The sequence below is a fragment of the Flammeovirga sp. OC4 genome (assembly GCF_000812565.1).
Lineage (GTDB): Bacteria > Bacteroidota > Bacteroidia > Cytophagales > Flammeovirgaceae > Flammeovirga.
Map to the genome: position 1 here is coordinate 223,243 of NZ_JTAM01000004.1, position 16,165 is coordinate 239,407.

Annotated in this window: 10 protein-coding genes and 1 riboswitch; all 10 genes read right to left on the bottom strand. The window is 38.4% G+C overall.

From position 1 onward, the window contains the following. Nucleotides 1-3 precede the first annotated feature (3 nt). Nucleotides 4-1,374, bottom strand: coding sequence for a precorrin-3B C(17)-methyltransferase (gene cobJ / locus PL77_RS05160; protein WP_044202382.1), 1,371 nt, complete (start codon nucleotides 1,372-1,374; stop codon nucleotides 4-6). Beyond that, a complete protein-coding gene (cobI, locus tag PL77_RS05165; RefSeq protein WP_044202385.1) occupies nucleotides 1,371-2,084 on the bottom strand; it encodes a precorrin-2 C(20)-methyltransferase in 714 nt (237 codons plus the stop codon). The genes cobJ and cobI overlap by 4 nt, the downstream gene beginning before the upstream one ends. Next, a complete protein-coding gene (locus PL77_RS05170) occupies nucleotides 2,084-3,019 on the bottom strand; it encodes a sirohydrochlorin chelatase (protein ID WP_044202388.1) in 936 nt (311 codons plus the stop codon). Before PL77_RS05170 ends, cobI begins: the two co-directional genes overlap by 1 nt. A gap of 2 nt (nucleotides 3,020-3,021) precedes the next feature. Further along, the gene (locus tag PL77_RS05175; protein ID WP_044202391.1) at nucleotides 3,022-3,858 is read right to left on the bottom strand and encodes a hypothetical protein; all 837 of its coding nucleotides are present in this window, start codon (nucleotides 3,856-3,858) and stop codon (nucleotides 3,022-3,024) included. Continuing rightward, entirely contained in the window at nucleotides 3,855-4,643 is a 789-nt protein-coding gene (locus PL77_RS30280; protein ID WP_052444187.1) for a ferredoxin, read from the bottom strand. Before PL77_RS30280 ends, PL77_RS05175 begins: the two co-directional genes overlap by 4 nt. 135 nt (nucleotides 4,644-4,778) lie before the next feature. Then, nucleotides 4,779-4,971: riboswitch (cobalamin riboswitch) on the bottom strand. 46 nt (nucleotides 4,972-5,017) lie between these two features. Next, the gene (locus tag PL77_RS05185; RefSeq protein ID WP_044202394.1) at nucleotides 5,018-5,557 is read right to left on the bottom strand and encodes an AAA family ATPase; all 540 of its coding nucleotides are present in this window, start codon (nucleotides 5,555-5,557) and stop codon (nucleotides 5,018-5,020) included. 319 nt (nucleotides 5,558-5,876) lie between these two features. Then, entirely contained in the window at nucleotides 5,877-6,812 is a 936-nt protein-coding gene (gene cbiB, locus PL77_RS05190) for an adenosylcobinamide-phosphate synthase CbiB (protein WP_156152248.1), read from the bottom strand. Next, entirely contained in the window at nucleotides 6,803-7,807 is a 1,005-nt protein-coding gene (locus PL77_RS05195) for a histidinol-phosphate transaminase (RefSeq protein WP_044202400.1), read from the bottom strand. The genes cbiB and PL77_RS05195 overlap by 10 nt, the downstream gene beginning before the upstream one ends. After that, the gene (locus PL77_RS05200) at nucleotides 7,801-9,255 is read right to left on the bottom strand and encodes a cobyric acid synthase (RefSeq protein WP_044202402.1); all 1,455 of its coding nucleotides are present in this window, start codon (nucleotides 9,253-9,255) and stop codon (nucleotides 7,801-7,803) included. The genes PL77_RS05195 and PL77_RS05200 overlap by 7 nt, the downstream gene beginning before the upstream one ends. A 371-nt stretch (nucleotides 9,256-9,626) precedes the next feature. Then, complete coding sequence (locus tag PL77_RS05205; protein ID WP_156152249.1) at nucleotides 9,627-15,686, bottom strand: glycoside hydrolase family 48 protein; 6,060 nt, start codon at nucleotides 15,684-15,686, stop codon at nucleotides 9,627-9,629. Between the last annotated feature and the right edge of the window lie 479 nt (nucleotides 15,687-16,165).

A 16,165-nucleotide genomic window follows, 5' to 3' on the forward strand; every position in this document is an offset into this window, starting at 1 on the left:
GACTTAGAAATAGTTTTCAGATTCTTGAAGCGTGAAACAAGCATTGACCAAAGCGGCAGCAATATTACTTCCACCTCTGTTGCCATTTAATACAATCCACTCGGCATTTTTCACTTGTACCAACTGTTCTTTGGATTCAATGACATTGACAAAACCTACCGGAACGCCAATGATCCCTGCCGGTTGGAAATCAGGATTTTCTCTCAACTGATCTGTCAATTCAAACAAAGCTGTTGGCGCATTTCCTACCACAAACAAAGCATTCGGATACATAGCAATTGCTCTTTTTATCCCTGCTTGAGAACGCGTCAGACCTTCTTCTTCTGCCAAAAGGAGTGTCTCTTCATCATTCAAAAGACAAACAACTTGATTGCCGTATTCCTTTGTATATTTTTTTGTAATACCGGCTTGCACCATCGTTACATCCGTCACAATTGTCCCACCGTTTTGAAGGTATTTTGATAAAGACTTGACCGCTCTTGATGAGGCTTCATAATGCACATGATCATCGATTACCCCCGTGGTATGAATCAAGCGTGTAATCGCCCATTTATCTTCTACTGAATGCTCTAAATCTTGTAATTGCTCTGTGACAATACGGAAACTTTCTTGTTGGATTTCCTGTCCCGTTTGTGGTTTTCTATTCAAATACCCTCGAGGTGTCACTAAGTGATCTTTAAACTGGAAAGTCTGCGAATTACCAATCATCACTAAAGAGAACATATCCACCATTTCTACATCAAAAGTCCCTAAGGTCTGAATTGTGATTTTCTCTTCAGGGCGTGTCACTTGACGAATAATCGCTACAGGTGTGCTCGGGTCACGTTCTTCTAAAAAGATTTTTTTCAAACGCTCCAACTGCCAATATCTTTTCTTGCTTTTGGGGTTATATAAACTACAAACAAAATCACCTACAGCTGCCGCTCGGATACGCTTTTCAATCACTTGCCAAGGCGTCATTAAATCTGATAAGGAAATACAGCAGAAGTCGTGTCCCAATGGAGCTCCCAACTTACTTCCTGCCGCTAAAAATGCAGAAACACCCGGCAAGGTTTCCAACTCAATTTCGGCCTCTTTTTCTAAAGAAGCCACTTGATAAACAATGGCAGCCATGGAGTAAATACTCGCATCTCCCGACCCAATCACAAATACATGTTGGTTCTTTTTGGCTTCCTCAATTGCTACAATTGCTCGCTCCTCTTCTTTCCCCAAAGGCATGGCAATTTTTACTGCACCTTCTTTCAGATAGTCTTCACAAAATTGAAAGTAATAGTCATAACCAATCACTACATCTGCTTTTTGCAGTGCATTGACCACTACCGGTAATATATAGTCTTTGTGTCCAGGTCCTAAACCTGCTACTGTAATTTTCATGCTTGTTTGTTTTTCTTTATAATCAGTAAAGAGAAATAAGGGATCGTTCTCTCTTGAAGTTTGTCTAATGATGAAGTCATGAATTGCTCCGTAGTTCCGAGCTTTTCACAATACGTAAAATTGATTTCCTCTCTTTCCAAAATAGGCTGAATGTGTCGCATGACAGATCTGATTTTCATCAAAACCACCGTATCCGAAACTTTCAAGGCATCTTCTAGTACCTGTGTTGATTTTAGAATAGGAAGCACGTGAATCGTCTCTCCTAAAAGGGCGAGCGGTTGTTGAATTTCTGCTGCTCCTAGATGGAAAGAACTAATGCCCGGCACCAACGAAATTGGAATATCTGTCTGTTGGAATTTCTCTAAGAGATAAGAAAATGAGCTGTACGTACTCAAGTCTCCTTCACAAACGATGGCTACGTCCAACCCTTCTGAAACATCTTTCTTGATCTTCTGAAAAGCCTCTTCATATACAGGATGAACATGGACTCTATCGATGGTCATTTCCATATAAAAGCCGACTAGCTTCTCCTCCGGCAAATCATAACCCTCCATGATTTGAAGTGAGTAACTACTCTTTCTTCCATCTTGAAAAATGGATCCGGGATAATAGATTTTATCAACAGATTGAAGCAGTTTATATCCTTTCAGCGTAATCAAATCGGGATCACCTGGACCCAATGAAATGCCGTATACTTTTCCTTTCTCCATTAGATCCCCAATATATTTTTCACCGTTTTCATCACTCCTTTCTTCTCATCCACCTTTTCATCCTCCTCGAAAAGAATTCCTTTTACATTCAAATGATGACCGATTTGCTCCTTGCCTTCCTCTTCTTCAAAACCAATAATCTGCTTACGGTACTTACACATCTGACAGTTCATATTGGCCATTCCGTTTTTGGCTTGATCGAGTCTTTCATCAAAAGCTTTCATAATCAATTCATCAGATCCAAAGGCCTTAGTATTGACATATTCAGTAGTGGAATCCTTATTAAACTCCTCTACAGTTTCATAAATTCTTTCTAATAAAACACCCGTAAAAAAGAAGAATGGAATCACATAAGTACGCTTCATACCTAGTTTCTCAAACATTGGCAACGCTTCTGCGGTCGAGGGATAAGCTGTACCGCTGTAGGCCACGGATGTAAATCCGAATCCCATTCCTTCCCAAAGCATCGCCGCTAATTTGTGTACATCAGAGTTGGCATCTGGATCCGTAGTTCCTCTGCCAATCACCATCAATCCACATTCTTTACGATCAATTGGTGGTAATAAGGCTTCCTGCTCCTCAATTCGCTTCTTCGATAAATCCAACAAATAAGAACTTACACCAATGTGTGTTCCCATCTTGATTTCAAGATCAGGGTAGTACGATTGGATCGTGTTCATCTCATAAGGAATATCATTTTTGGCATGTGAACCCGCAAACAGTATGACAGGCAAAGCGTAGATTTTTCGTACTCCTTTTTCATACAATCGCTCTACTGCAGCTTCATACAGTGGATGACTGAATTCCAAGAAACCATAATCCACTTCATATTCATTCTCGTATCTTTTTTTCAATAAAGCCACGAGCTTTTTAAATGCGTCAGTTCCTGTTTTTCTTCGGGAACCGTGTCCACATAATAATATTCCTTGTTTCATTCTTAATGTATTTTTACTCCTTCGTTTTCATTGAAGTAGGCTTGAGGATCATCGTATTTATATTCAAAGGATAATAATCGCTTTGATTTACTATTATCAACTAATTTGTAAGCAGTGCTTTTACAATCTCGGAAAACTGGAAGAGGCAATCCCAACGTCATTGCCGCATTGGTATACAAATCCCTTCGAATAGGATGAAGGGCTGCACACCCATTAATGATTTCTCCAAAAACATCTTGCTCTATGACTGCCAAAATCAAATTGATCGCATCCGCTTGATGAATGACATTGACAGGCACATTCGGATTTTTCAACACTCTATTTTCTCTGAGAAGTTGAGAAGGATGACGCCCTCCACCAATTAAACCTGCCATACGAATAGCGGTCAATTGCTCTCCAAAATGTTGACGTAAGACTTGTTCTGCTTGATATATATTTTTACCTCCTATGGTTTCAGGAGTAAATTGATCTGATTCTTTGATGGTTTGATTGGTATTCGGATAGACTGAAGTGGAACTTACAAAGATGACTTTTTGATGAGGAGGCGTTTGTTTTGTCAGTTGTTCGATCTGCCTGACATAAACTCCATGTTTATCTCTTCGATCAGCAGGCGGAAAACATACGATCAAGACTTCTGTTTCAGCAATCAGATTATCCCAATCTCCTTTGATATGATCTTCCTCTACTTTTACAAGAGTAATCTGATCTGTGAGTTCAAAAGCGATTAATTCCTCTTCCGAAGCCACACTTCCTTTTATATCAAAACCTCTTTCTTTTAATCGTTCTGACAATGGAATTCCTAACCAACCGACGCCTACAATAGTCACCTTCTTTTTCATACCGTTTCCAATTTTATTCCTTTTAATTGTACTTCTAAACAGTATTCCCAAGCGTGATTCTCCAACCAAATTAGTCCAATATCTTCTCCGAATTTATTTCTCATTCGGACTCCTTTTTTCAGAGTATCCAATTGTTCAAAATATTCGACTACGGCAATTCTCTTTTTGACGAGTTCTTGATTTTTCTGGTCAATAGGAGCGATAATCAATTCAATCGTTTCACTCTCCAATTCCAATTCAAGTGTATACTTTTGACTGTAATTGACGCTTTTGATTTCACTAAATGAGATTGATTTTTGACCAGAAAGTGTGAGCGTAGATTTTGGACTATTTTCTGATAAATAAAGAAAAAGAGGAAAGGTGTATTGGTCCGAAGCAAAGCCCCTAGTGATCCGACATTCTCCAAGTTCAGGATCCATTTTGATTGAAAATGGTTTAGGAGTAAATGCTTCTCTTTCTTTGTCTGATTTGATTGCAGACCATTCGTCCTGATACAGTAAATAATCAGTGACAGGTTCCTGATTTTCGATATGGCTTTTGATGATTTCTAAGCCTTTTTCTGGATTAAGGTCCTTGTACCAATAGTTAGGTTGCACAATGCATGTTGGAGCATCTTCACACCGACCGTTACATCTTGTTTTGATCGTGTGTGTGCTGTCCCATTGTCCACTATTTCTTAAGTAAGCACGTACGTTGCGTACCACTTCCTCTGATCCTGCTTTTTGGCAAGATCCTCCATCACAAAATAAAAAAATCTGTTGAGTTTCAGCGATGTTTTTCCCCATTAGTCAGATTGTTTGATTGAATAGCAACAATTGGGGATAATAGAATGACAATCTGTTTATTTAAATTAGTCTGGGAGACTAATAGTTTTAGCAATAGATTGAAAGTCAGAACTTTTATTCCCGAAAGTCTTATAATTTCTTAGTACTTCTTCAGGCAGGTATTCTGACTTACTTTCTTTTGTTACTCCTTCCCATTCCTCATAAACAGTGGCTCATTGTAACAAAATTGTTTTCCGAAAAAACGAAAGCTTACAGCTGCGGGTACAGTCTTGGATTTTCACCAAATTCCCTTTTCATTCCTTAAAGAACATGGATATTTTATCTTTATTCTTTTATCCTAGTACTTGTTGGAACACCCTTAAAGCATAACAAAGTTACTTAATTTTCATTGCCATACAAATGTTGTCAAAAACAAAATCCATACGGTTTTCAACAGACTCAAATGGAAGGTAAATTAGTTCAAATCCACACTCTAAATAGGTTTCTTCAAGCACTTTAGAGAGTGATTTTTGATAAGAAAATGATTCAGGTCTTTGGGGATCAGTGATATAAATCTTCTCCCATGGAAGTGCAAAAAAAACCTGCTTATGATAATATTTCTGATAAGGAAACGCTGTTAATTCTTTTTGAATGGGTTTGTTTTGAAACTTCAGATAGGCTATTGTATCAATAATACTGCGATCGCAAAAAACTGCATCTGGATTATCTTTTAATTGATGCTTTGTTTTTTGAAATACTAATTCACTAAACCGTTCTACATCTTTCCAGGGCATTCCTTCTCCACCCGTCAACTGTTCATGCATAATCACCTGTCGGGAAGCTTCGGGCATTGTAGGAGTACCGTCATTATTTATTGCATTAATTAATGTCGTTTTTCCTGTACCTGCTGCGCCTGAGATGATGTATTTTTGCATTATAAAAGTTGAATTAAAATTCTAGTAGTTAGACGATCTACACCTTTAAAAATTTACAAGAAAATTGAATCCTCACCTCCCTTTTCTTGTGTGTTCTTCATTTTTTCCATTGATGAAAAAACGAAGCAAAAAAATCTAGGCTGTGAAGTCAAAAGCTAAATTTTGCTCCATAAGCCTAAAATCTTCAAAACTCGCTGCGCTCAAACAAAAGAAGATTTTTTAACGGCTTATTACACAAAATTCTTAACGCTTTTCCCTTCAATGCCACCTGAGTGTCCTAAACCTCATCAATTGTAATTTTCTGTCAACATTCAAATTTTCAAAGTGCTATTAGAGTGTAAATAGAAACGATTGACAATATGAAAAGCCAGCTTGTAGCATAGTTGACATTACCTACTTTGAAAATTTCTTGATGCTGAATATTTCTATCATTATGACCTATATAAGGCTTATCTACTAATTTCCCTCCGTAAAAATTGGGTCCTCCAAATCTCACATTAAGAATATAAGCCAATGCTGCTTCTGGATAGCCGGCATTTGGGCTACTGTGTTTTTTTCCTTCTGAGAAAACCGTAAAAAGTCCACCTAAACGGAAAGTAACAATCAACATAAAGAGAGCTGTTAAACGGGCTGGAATATAGTTGGCTACATCGTCCAGTCTGGCGGCAAATTTACCAAACTTTTCGTAACGCTCATTTTTGTAACCAATCATGGAATCAAAGGTATTGATCATCTTATATGCCATAGCACCCGGCACTCCGAAAACGGCAAAGTAAAAAAGTGGAGCGATCACGCCATCACTTAAGTTTTCTGACATGGTTTCTAATGTTGCTGTGCGAATTTGCTGTGCACTTAATTCAGAGGTATCACGCCCTACAATCCATGACAATCGCTTTCTTCCAGCTTCTAACCCGTCTTTTTCTAATGCATTAAAAACGGCAATTCCTTCTTTGACCAACGTCTTATTCGCCAAACAATAGAACAGTAAAATAATACTGATTACCGAAGTAATAATTGCATTAAAAGAATGTAGCAAACCTAAAAAATAATAAGGCACGGCAAAAGAGAGACTCACCAATATAATCGTCAGAAGGGCGCCTTTGATGAGTTTATTCTTGCCTTTATTCAACCTTTTTTCTCCAAAAGAAATCAAATTTCCATACCCCACAATAAGATGAGGTAATGACCTTGGATCTCCAAAAATAAGGTCTAAAACAAAAGCAATAGTTAGTATAATGACAGATGCTAAATCCATGATTTTAATGCTTTAATGATTTGTTCGTTAGCCATTGGTAACTGTACTGAAAGTCGAATATGCTCTCCTTCCAAATTGGTGAAGTTGGTGGCATCACGAATTAAAATTCCTTTTTCAATTAAGTAGTTTTTTAACTCACTTGCCTTTCCTTTTAAGAGCTTCACTAAGAAATAAGAGGTGTTAGTAGATTGTATTTCTATAAAATCTATTTCCTTTAATTGCTCTTGAAAAACCTTTCGCTCTTCCAATAATTGATCAATATCAAAAATCAAATCATCGTAGTTTTCAAACAAAAACTTCCCTGCCGAAAGTGCCAATCCATTTACACTCCATGGGATTCGGATGGCTTTCAAGCTATCAACTTTTAATGCATTAGAAATGATATAGCCTAAGCGGAGCCCAGGAATGGTAAAAGTTTTCGTCAGAGAACGGACAATGATTAAGTTATCATATTTTTTGACCAATGGCACAACTGAAATTGTGGCTGAAGTGAACTCAATATAGGCTTCATCAATCACAAAAGTTGTCTTAGTATTTTCCTTTAGTAGATGTTCTATTTCTTCAAAAGTGAAAATACTTCCCGTAGGATTATTAGGGTTACAGATAAAGACTAAATCATTACAATGCTCTTGAATCACATTTCTATCGACCACTTGATAATCTACCTCATGGATTCTACAAGCATCTTCATATTCTGAAAAAGTGGGCCCAACAATAGTGGCTGATTTCCCTCTAAACAGCTGTGCAATCAGATAAAAAGCTTCAATGGCTCCGTTGGTAAAAAGAAAATTGTCTGCTGGTAAATCATAGCGTTTTGAGGCACAAACTGAAAGTTCCTCTGCTGCAGGAGAGGGATAGTTTTGAATGTTATGCAACTGATTTTTTAAGGTATCCAGTATGGCTGGAGGGCATCCTTTATAAAAAACGTTGGAGCTGAAGTTGTGTTTGATTTGACCTTTTACCAAATGAAGGTCATCACCATGTCCGTTTAGCATATATCTTCCATGATTTTATTGATCTCCAAATTCTCTTCTACCCAGTCTGCCAACTTATCAAATTGCTCTCCTTTGAACGTCTTGTAATCTAAAGCCTCTGCATCAGGAAACTTTCTTTTCAATAGCTCATTGACCACTACTTGATTATCAAAAACACCATGCAAATACGTACCCCAACTCAATTTCCCATCAAAAAATCCTTCCTTCACATCTCCCATTGTATTCAATGCAAAAGCTTCTGGCACCAACGTTTCACCCATATGAATCTCATATCCTTCACACACCTCATCGTAATTCTTAAAGGCAAATTGTTGTTGTACGGTTTGTTTACTTTTCGATAAAGTCGTTTCAATATCAAAAATTCCTAATCCCAATTCTTCTTCTTTTTCTCCTTCTACATGATGTGGATCGTAAACCACATTACCCAACATCTGATAGCCTCCGCAAACGCCTATGATTGGAATTTTATCATACAATTCACCAATCAATTTATCGATACCTTCTTCCTTCAGCTTCGCTAGATCATTCATGGTGTTTTTTGTACCCGGAAGTACAATCACATCGGCCTTTTTCAGTTCTGCATGATCTCTAGTATAATACAAGTTGATCAATGGCTCATTTTCCAAGGCTTGGAAGTCGGTGTAATTCGACATATAATAATGCTTCACTACTGCCACATTGAGCATTCCTTCTTCCGCTGTTATATTTCTAGTGCTTAAAGCAACAGAATCTTCTTCTTCAATAATTATATCTTGGGCATAAGGCAATACACCCAAAACAGGATAGCCCGTCAACTCTTCCAACTTCTTCTTTCCTTCTACAAAAAGGCTTGCGTCCCCTCTAAATTTATTGATGATAATGCCTTTCAATAATTCCTTTTCCCAATCTTCCAATAAAGCAATCGTGCCATAGACACTACCAAAAACGCCTCCTCTATCAATATCCGCTACCAAATAAACACACGCATTGGCCGCTTTTGCCATACGCATATTTACAATATCTCGATGCTTTAAATTCAGTTCACTAATACTCCCTGCCCCCTCCATGACGATGGGACCGTACTGATCAGAAAGTTTATGAAAGGCTTTTTGAGCTTCCGCAAAGAGGTGTTTCTTATTTTCTCCTAGGAAATAATCTTTCGCTGTTTGATCACCGATTGGTTTACCATGCAGTACTACTTGTGATTTATTTTTTGCAGAAGGTTTTAATAAAACAGGATTCATCTCTACCATTACGGGCAACTGACATGCTTCTGCCTGTACCGCTTGTGCCCTTCCAATTTCTAGTCCATCGTAAGTTGCAAAACTATTCAGCGACATGTTTTGGGCTTTGAAAGGTGCCGGTTGATAGCCTTTATTTTTCAACCAACGGCAGATACCTGTGGTAATCCAACTTTTCCCTACGTCAGAACCGGTACCTACCAGCATGATAGGACGCATGTTTTTCATTTTAGTTTGATGTTAATTTCGGCTAAGTACTCCGGTGGTCAATTAAACTATACTTTAATTATGATCAGCTACTTAAAGAGTAATTAGTCCTATTTATAAAACTTGGTTACTTCTTAATTCGATATTAAAGAGAGATGAATGAAATTTATAGCGAACTAAGAAATATGACACTAAGGTAAATAATATTTTTTGATCCATAGGTTAGCAATCTTTTTAATGGAGTCTAATTATTGTCATACTTTTTCTCAAAGAAGTGGTTATTGATGCATCGATAGACTTCATTTAATGGAAATAAAAAAGTGATACCGCCTAAAAATAGACGGCATCACCCATAATTGACAATTGAATCTAAATCACTACTACGCTAATGATTATCTTTTAATGACCTTCTTACGAAGCACTTCATTTTTCTCATGACTAATAATCTCGAAAACATATGTTCCTGAAGGAAGATCCGATAGGGACACTTCCATAGTACTGATGCTTTCTAAATTATCGATTGCTTTTACATGATGTCCTAATAAATTGTAAACATTAATAGAAGCATTTCCAACAGCTCTATTCAATGCAATTTTAATAGTGCCTGATGTTGGGTTAGGACTAAGCACAGCATCTAAGCTTTCTGCCTCAAACGCTGAGTCTAATGATTTTTGAGTACTTATTCTTGCTGAAGATGATACATCATTTCCACCGAAGAAGAATCCATACTCTGCATTGGCTAATGCCACTTCGATTTGTGCCCAACCTCTATGGTAACGTTGTGTATAAGGCTCCCCTGCCAAGTAGGCTTCTTCTAATCTTGCAAACTCAGGATCGTCTTTGTATTGAGGACGAATATCTAAGAATGACATTCCTGATTGAATTGTCGCACCACTTGGTAATGTACCTGTAAACGTTTCCGGAACATATACTTCTTGCTCGAAGATTCTTGCAAAGTCAGCTCTCTCTTCTAATGAAGCAACACCTTTGTCATCACGGTAAGTTACCCACATTCTATCCAAGATTTCTTTTGCTAAATATTGAGCAGCTGTATCAAGAGTAGCATACTTTTCGGTTGCTGCCGCATAGTAGATCAATGTTTTTGCTAAAGAAGCAGCCACACCTAAATCTTGATTGTAGCTTGTCACCGTTACGTGAAGATTTGCATTGTCACCTGGGTTTGCAGGATCCCAAGTATCCGGCTCACCTGTCCATTCTAATCCAGCAGGAATATCAAAATCGTTATCACCTACTAAAACCGTCTCGTTGACAGCCCACTGTGCCCACTTCGTAATCAAGTCTCTTGCTCTTGGATCGTTGTTGATGTAGTACAATTCAGCAATACGCTCCATTGACCATACTTGCCATCCGAACCATCCACCTGAACCTGGATCGTGATACACTGGGTTTTCATCATAAGCCATATCGTAGAAAGTAGATTTACCTGCAGGATAAACGCTGTAATCACCATTCCAGCTGTTTGTTGCTCCACCTGCTATACCACCTTCAGCAGATTGTAACCAAGTATAGAATTCTAATTGACGGTCTAAACTTGTCGACCAATCTCTTACACCATTTGCTGAAACCGGCTTCAATTCTTCAACTTGAGATAATGCATAAGCCGCTACTGGGTTTTGATACCCAAAGTGGCAGTGTGATGCTCCAATTCTAAATGCCCATGCTGCAGAAGCGTCTGTTGCTCCACCCCATGACATGTACCATGACATTAGGTAATGCACATTATCATAGCTTGTTTGAGATGTCGCATTTGGATCTTGTGCACCTAGTGGTTTGAAGTACTTATCAAACATCGCTAATCTCAAGTAATCACCCATTTTAGAGGCTTTATCCAAATCTAAGTTGCTTAAACTTACCCCTTGCTCTTTTGCGTATTCGTAAGCCCAATACATTACTTGAACTGCTCTTGCGTCTGCATCCGGAGCACTTGTGTATCTCCATTGCGTAGAGTAAGCTTTATCTTGTGTAAATAATGGTAAGAAACCATCTGCACTACCCCACTTAAATGCCTCCCATGATGGATGAGGAACCGTTTCAAATACTGACTCTTGCTCACCTCTTTGGAATGTATTGATATATGAAGGAGCACTTACGCCATCTCCACGATTACCATAGCCGTAGAAGTTATCATTGTCCAATAACCAGTGCATTTGGTAGATATGAGGATTACCATATGCTGCTTCTAATTCAGCTGAAACATAATCTCCTTTCACTGGATTTGTGAAATCTAATGGAGCAGGATATAATTCAGGAAGTGGGAATTCAGGAGCGTAAGCTGCTGGACTTGATGGGTCATAAGCACCATTTGTTGGTTGATCTTCTGCTGTTGGAATGATAAACTGTTCTGTTTTTCTCCATACTTCTTTTAATGGCTCCCAATCTCCTGTAATTCTACCATGCATTGCTTCTAACCACATCCAGTAAGAATATAATTCTGAAGTCGACTCATGACCATGATCTGGAGCTTCTACAATCAGTGATTCTACAGAGTGATGTGGAGATCCTTCTGGACTGAAATATCCATTAGCAGGATCTAAATACATATTTCTCATTTCTACGAAACGCTGAATGTACTCATTGTCTGTTGTTGGTGGAGGAGTAATAATCACATCATCTTCTTCTGCAGTGATTGTAATGATTGCTTCATCTGATCCACCTTTTGCATCCGTAACCGTCAATGTTACATCATAGCTTCCAGCTACTGTATAAGTATGAGTCGTTAAGGCGCCTTCTGCTGTTGTTCCATCACCAAAGTCCCATGCGTAAGATAAAGTATCGCCATCTGCATCAGTAGAACCTGATCCGTCAAAGCTTACTACAAATGGAATGTTACCAATTATTCCATCCACTGAAATACTTGCTACAGGAGGTGTATTTTCCACTGGAATAGTACCATCATCACAAGAAGGAGCTGTTGCTGAATTATTGAAATAGATAGTAAAACCACCTGTCTGTGATACTAATACAAGGTTATCTGTATCAATAGTTACCCAATATGCACCGTCTAAACCTGTGAAACCTGAACCTGTAATCGTCACTGAAGGCTGTGCACTAGCTAACGTCTGTGATATATTTGGCAATAAATCAACATACCAATTAGGAACACCATCATTTGTATTGAATGCAAACTGATATAATCCATTATTCTCTGCATCCCAGTTAATCGTGAATTCTCTCATATTTGAAAGATCTGGACCAGCATTTCCTAATACATGAATATTCGCGAAAGCACTTGAAATGCTTGCTAATGAAGTCGATTGAGGTGCTCCAAATGTACAATCACCTTCTTCTACTGGAGGAACACTATCAGTTGTCACTGTAATTGTTTCACTCGCAGTACTTGAAGCTCCTTCTGTATCCGTCACTGTTAATGTTACCACATAAGCACCTACTTCTGTAAAAGTATGAGTTATAGCAACACCTGTATCTGCCATTCCATTACCGAAGTCCCAAGCATATGTCAAACTATCACCGTCAGCATCTGTTGAACCAGAAGCATCAAAACTAACTGCCAATGGTAAATTGCCATTTGTAACATCTGCAGTCATAGCCGCTACTGGAGCTGTATTTTCTACTGGAGGATTAACCACTTCACCACACTCTGGAGCTGTAGCAGATGTACTGAAGTAAATAGTATATCCTTTTGTTTTTGATACTAACACGAAATTACCTGCATCAACAGTAGCCCAATAGTCGCCATCAAAACCGGCAATTCCTGAACCGCTAATTGTTGCTGAAGGATTCGGTTCATTGAAGTTATGTGTGACATTACTCTTTAAATCCACAAACCAGGATGGAGAACCATTGTCAGTATTCATTGAGAATTGGTAAAGGCCATTATTTGTGGCATTCCAATTAATCGTAAATGTTCTGATGTTTGACAAATCCGGTCCTCCATTACCTAACACATAAATATGATTGTAATCTACATTATCTAAAGAAGGTAAAGCACTACTCAAAGGTGTTCCAAAACCGCAATCCGATTCTATTACTTCCGCAACTGTAACTACTGATGAAATGACATCTGTTTCTCCATCAGTATTTGTCACTGTCAATGTTACAGTATACTCTCCCACTTCTGTGTAAGTATGATTTACAGTAACACCACTCGCTGTAGTACTATCCCCTAAATCCCATGAATAACTTAATAGCGTTTCCAAGTTGTTTGTTGAAGAAGAAGCATTAAAAGCTACATCCAATGGTGCTGTACCTGTAGTTGGAGATGCTGTAAATGCCGCTTTCAATTCTGGGATGATCACCTCATTCACAACAATTGTTTCAGTTGCAGGAGATGAAGTGTTTTCTCCATCACTTACCGTTAAAGTAATGGTGTAAGTACCCGGCAGTGTATAAATAACTGATGGTGCAACTTCTGTTGATGTTTCTCCGTTACCGAAGTCCCAAGAGTACGTCAAATTATCTCCATTAGGATCTGAAGAAGCTGATCCATCCAATGCAACTTCCAAAGGAGCAAAACCTTCTGTTAAGTTTGCAGTAAAAGAAGCTACAGGGCTGTTTGCTCCACCAGGCTCTTCACCAAATACTAACACTCCATTATCATAAACTGGTATTCTTGGAGACTCATCTTCTGAATCTAATCCAAATGCTGACCAGTCATTTGAAGTATCATAAGGAACACCATTTCCAACTCTGAAATTGATCTGTACATCACGACGGAAAGCAGGATCACCGATAGGAGCAATTTGTTCTCCAGCTAAAGATACTTCTGCATAGTAGATATTATTAGTTGCATCCCAAGCCGCTACTGTCATCGTACTATTACCTTGTACTGAGTTTAATTCGGGTTGGTAATCCGCAATTGTATAACCTTCTGCTACACCTTCAGAAATATCGAAGAAGTAACGGAAAGAAAGTTTGTCTGTCACTCTTGAAGGCCAAGCTGTTCTGTTTTGAACTAAAACTCTTACTGTACTTCCTGAAGCGTTGTTGCTGTTGAATTTTGAGAAAGTTCTGATCTCTGCACGTGTTGGTACTTCAGGAACTGGGAAGTTTGCTAATGGATCTCCACCAAACTCTTGGTACATTCTTGCCAATGCTCCTGTAAAACAAGCATTGTAATCACAAGCCACCTCATTGGCAACATAATCCGAACGGTCATCTTCAAATGCATCATTTGGCTCACCTGGGCCTCCTACCAATGCACCATATAATGTATGACTTGGATCGATTGGATTATTTAAAAGGTTATTTGCCCATGCTCCATGTGCTGATCTGTGATGCGGATTATAGGCAGGGTTATTTCCAAAGCCTACCATAAAACTTCTGTTGATCGGGTTATCACCCAAAGCATAATTGACTTGCTTCACGGCAAAATCATGATACTTTGCTTTTTTCTCAGGAGTAGTTGTCACGTTATCGCTGTAGATAAAAGCAATTAATGCCGTATTCGAACTATGACGTAATGATCCCCACTGCATCAAGTGAGCTTGTCCACCAGGACTGTAAGGAATTCTATCTCCTTCAAAGCCATCTGTCCAGTAATCCAAGTGTCTTTCAGCATCCGTTTTGTACTCCTCTTTTCCTGTTAACTCAGACATTAAAACATAAATACCATATGCTTTATCATCCCAAGCTAATCCCCACTTATAGGCTTTCAAAGTAGATTGTCCTTCATTCGATAAGTTTGTGTATTCTGATTCTGCTTTATCTAAATAAGTCGTTTTTCCAGTAGCTTTATATAACCAAGCTGCACCCCAAACTAACTCATCTTGATATCCACTAAATGAACGGTAGAACCCTGCCGCATCAGTGATTGATTCAGAATATACGCCTCTGTAGTTGTCTGCAAATGCATATAATTCCTCAGCGTGTTGTAGCAACAAAGCACTATACGCTGGATCAGAATCTTTAAAAACAATACTACAAGCCGCCATTGCTGCTGCAGTCTCTCCGGCTAAGTCAGAACCCGGGTTCGCTGCATCAATTTTATAAGCAGGTCGTGCCATTGTCATTACTTCCGGCGATCCCCAATACGCGTGATCAGGGCCACCTGCACCTACTTGACCATAAAACTCAGTAGGGCCAGTATGACATTTTATAAAATAGTCAGTAACGAAACGAAGATTCCTTTTCATTATTTCTAATTGCCCACTTTGTCTGTAAGCATCTTCGTATTCTACAACTCCCCATGCCAGTGTAGTAACACTAAAGGCCATCGGGAAACCAAATTTCACATGATCGCCGGCATCATACCAGCCACCCGTGAGGTCTAATCCTACATCAGAGCCATCGTCTAATGCTGAATCGTCTCTCCATGTCACCCTGTTCCATTCGGGTAATTTTCCAGATTGTTGTGCTTCATAGAAAAAGAGAGATTTTTGAAGGGCCTCTCCATAGTTAAATTGTTGTGCCCTGAGATTGTTAGTAGCAAGGCACAATAATAGTATTGTACCCAACATGAAATTGCGTATCATAATTAGTTTTAATTTAATGTACTCTTTAAGTACTAGGACGTTGATTGAGCCCTACTACTTAATGGACGTAACGGATAGTGCTCAACCTTTTGAGAAGGGAGCTTGTTGTTGTAATTATTTAATGAAGTACCAAGACAATTGTAAATAAAAGTTGGCTTTGTACTTAAGACAATGATTTAACCCTCCAGCTAAGAGGTTAAAGGGGTTGTTTTGTTAAAATTTAGGACATAAGAATCCTTTCTAGTTTTCGCTCATTAAAATTTCATGGCAAATAAAGTACTATGAAACTTAAAATGACTCGATAAAACTAAACAGTACGTTTTATGTTGTTTCATCTCAACTTTACAACTTCCCAAAAGTGTAGACATAATTAGGCCTGACCTTATTTCTTATTCTCAAAATAGAAATATGACTTTAATAATTCTCATGAAAAACAAGACATAACGGTAAAGTCTAAATGTCAATTAATTTTCATTTAA

Excerpts from the sequence above, each read along its gene's own strand:
- PL77_RS05200 (WP_044202402.1), bottom strand. The coding sequence starts at position 9,255 with ATGAAAAACATGCGTCCTATCATGCTGGTAGGTACCGGTTCTGACGTA.
- PL77_RS05175 (WP_044202391.1), bottom strand. The coding sequence starts at position 3,858 with ATGAAAAAGAAGGTGACTATTGTAGGCGTCGGTTGGTTAGGAATTCCA.
- cbiB (WP_156152248.1), bottom strand. The coding sequence starts at position 6,812 with ATGGATTTAGCATCTGTCATTATACTAACTATTGCTTTTGTTTTAGAC.
- PL77_RS05170 (WP_044202388.1), bottom strand. The coding sequence starts at position 3,019 with ATGAAACAAGGAATATTATTATGTGGACACGGTTCCCGAAGAAAAACA.
- cobJ (WP_044202382.1), bottom strand. The coding sequence starts at position 1,374 with ATGAAAATTACAGTAGCAGGTTTAGGACCTGGACACAAAGACTATATA.
- cobI (WP_044202385.1), bottom strand. The coding sequence starts at position 2,084 with ATGGAGAAAGGAAAAGTATACGGCATTTCATTGGGTCCAGGTGATCCC.
- PL77_RS05205 (WP_156152249.1), bottom strand. The coding sequence starts at position 15,686 with ATGATACGCAATTTCATGTTGGGTACAATACTATTATTGTGCCTTGCT.
- PL77_RS30280 (WP_052444187.1), bottom strand. The coding sequence starts at position 4,643 with ATGGGGAAAAACATCGCTGAAACTCAACAGATTTTTTTATTTTGTGAT.
- PL77_RS05195 (WP_044202400.1), bottom strand. The coding sequence starts at position 7,807 with ATGCTAAACGGACATGGTGATGACCTTCATTTGGTAAAAGGTCAAATC.
- PL77_RS05185 (WP_044202394.1), bottom strand. The coding sequence starts at position 5,557 with ATGCAAAAATACATCATCTCAGGCGCAGCAGGTACAGGAAAAACGACA.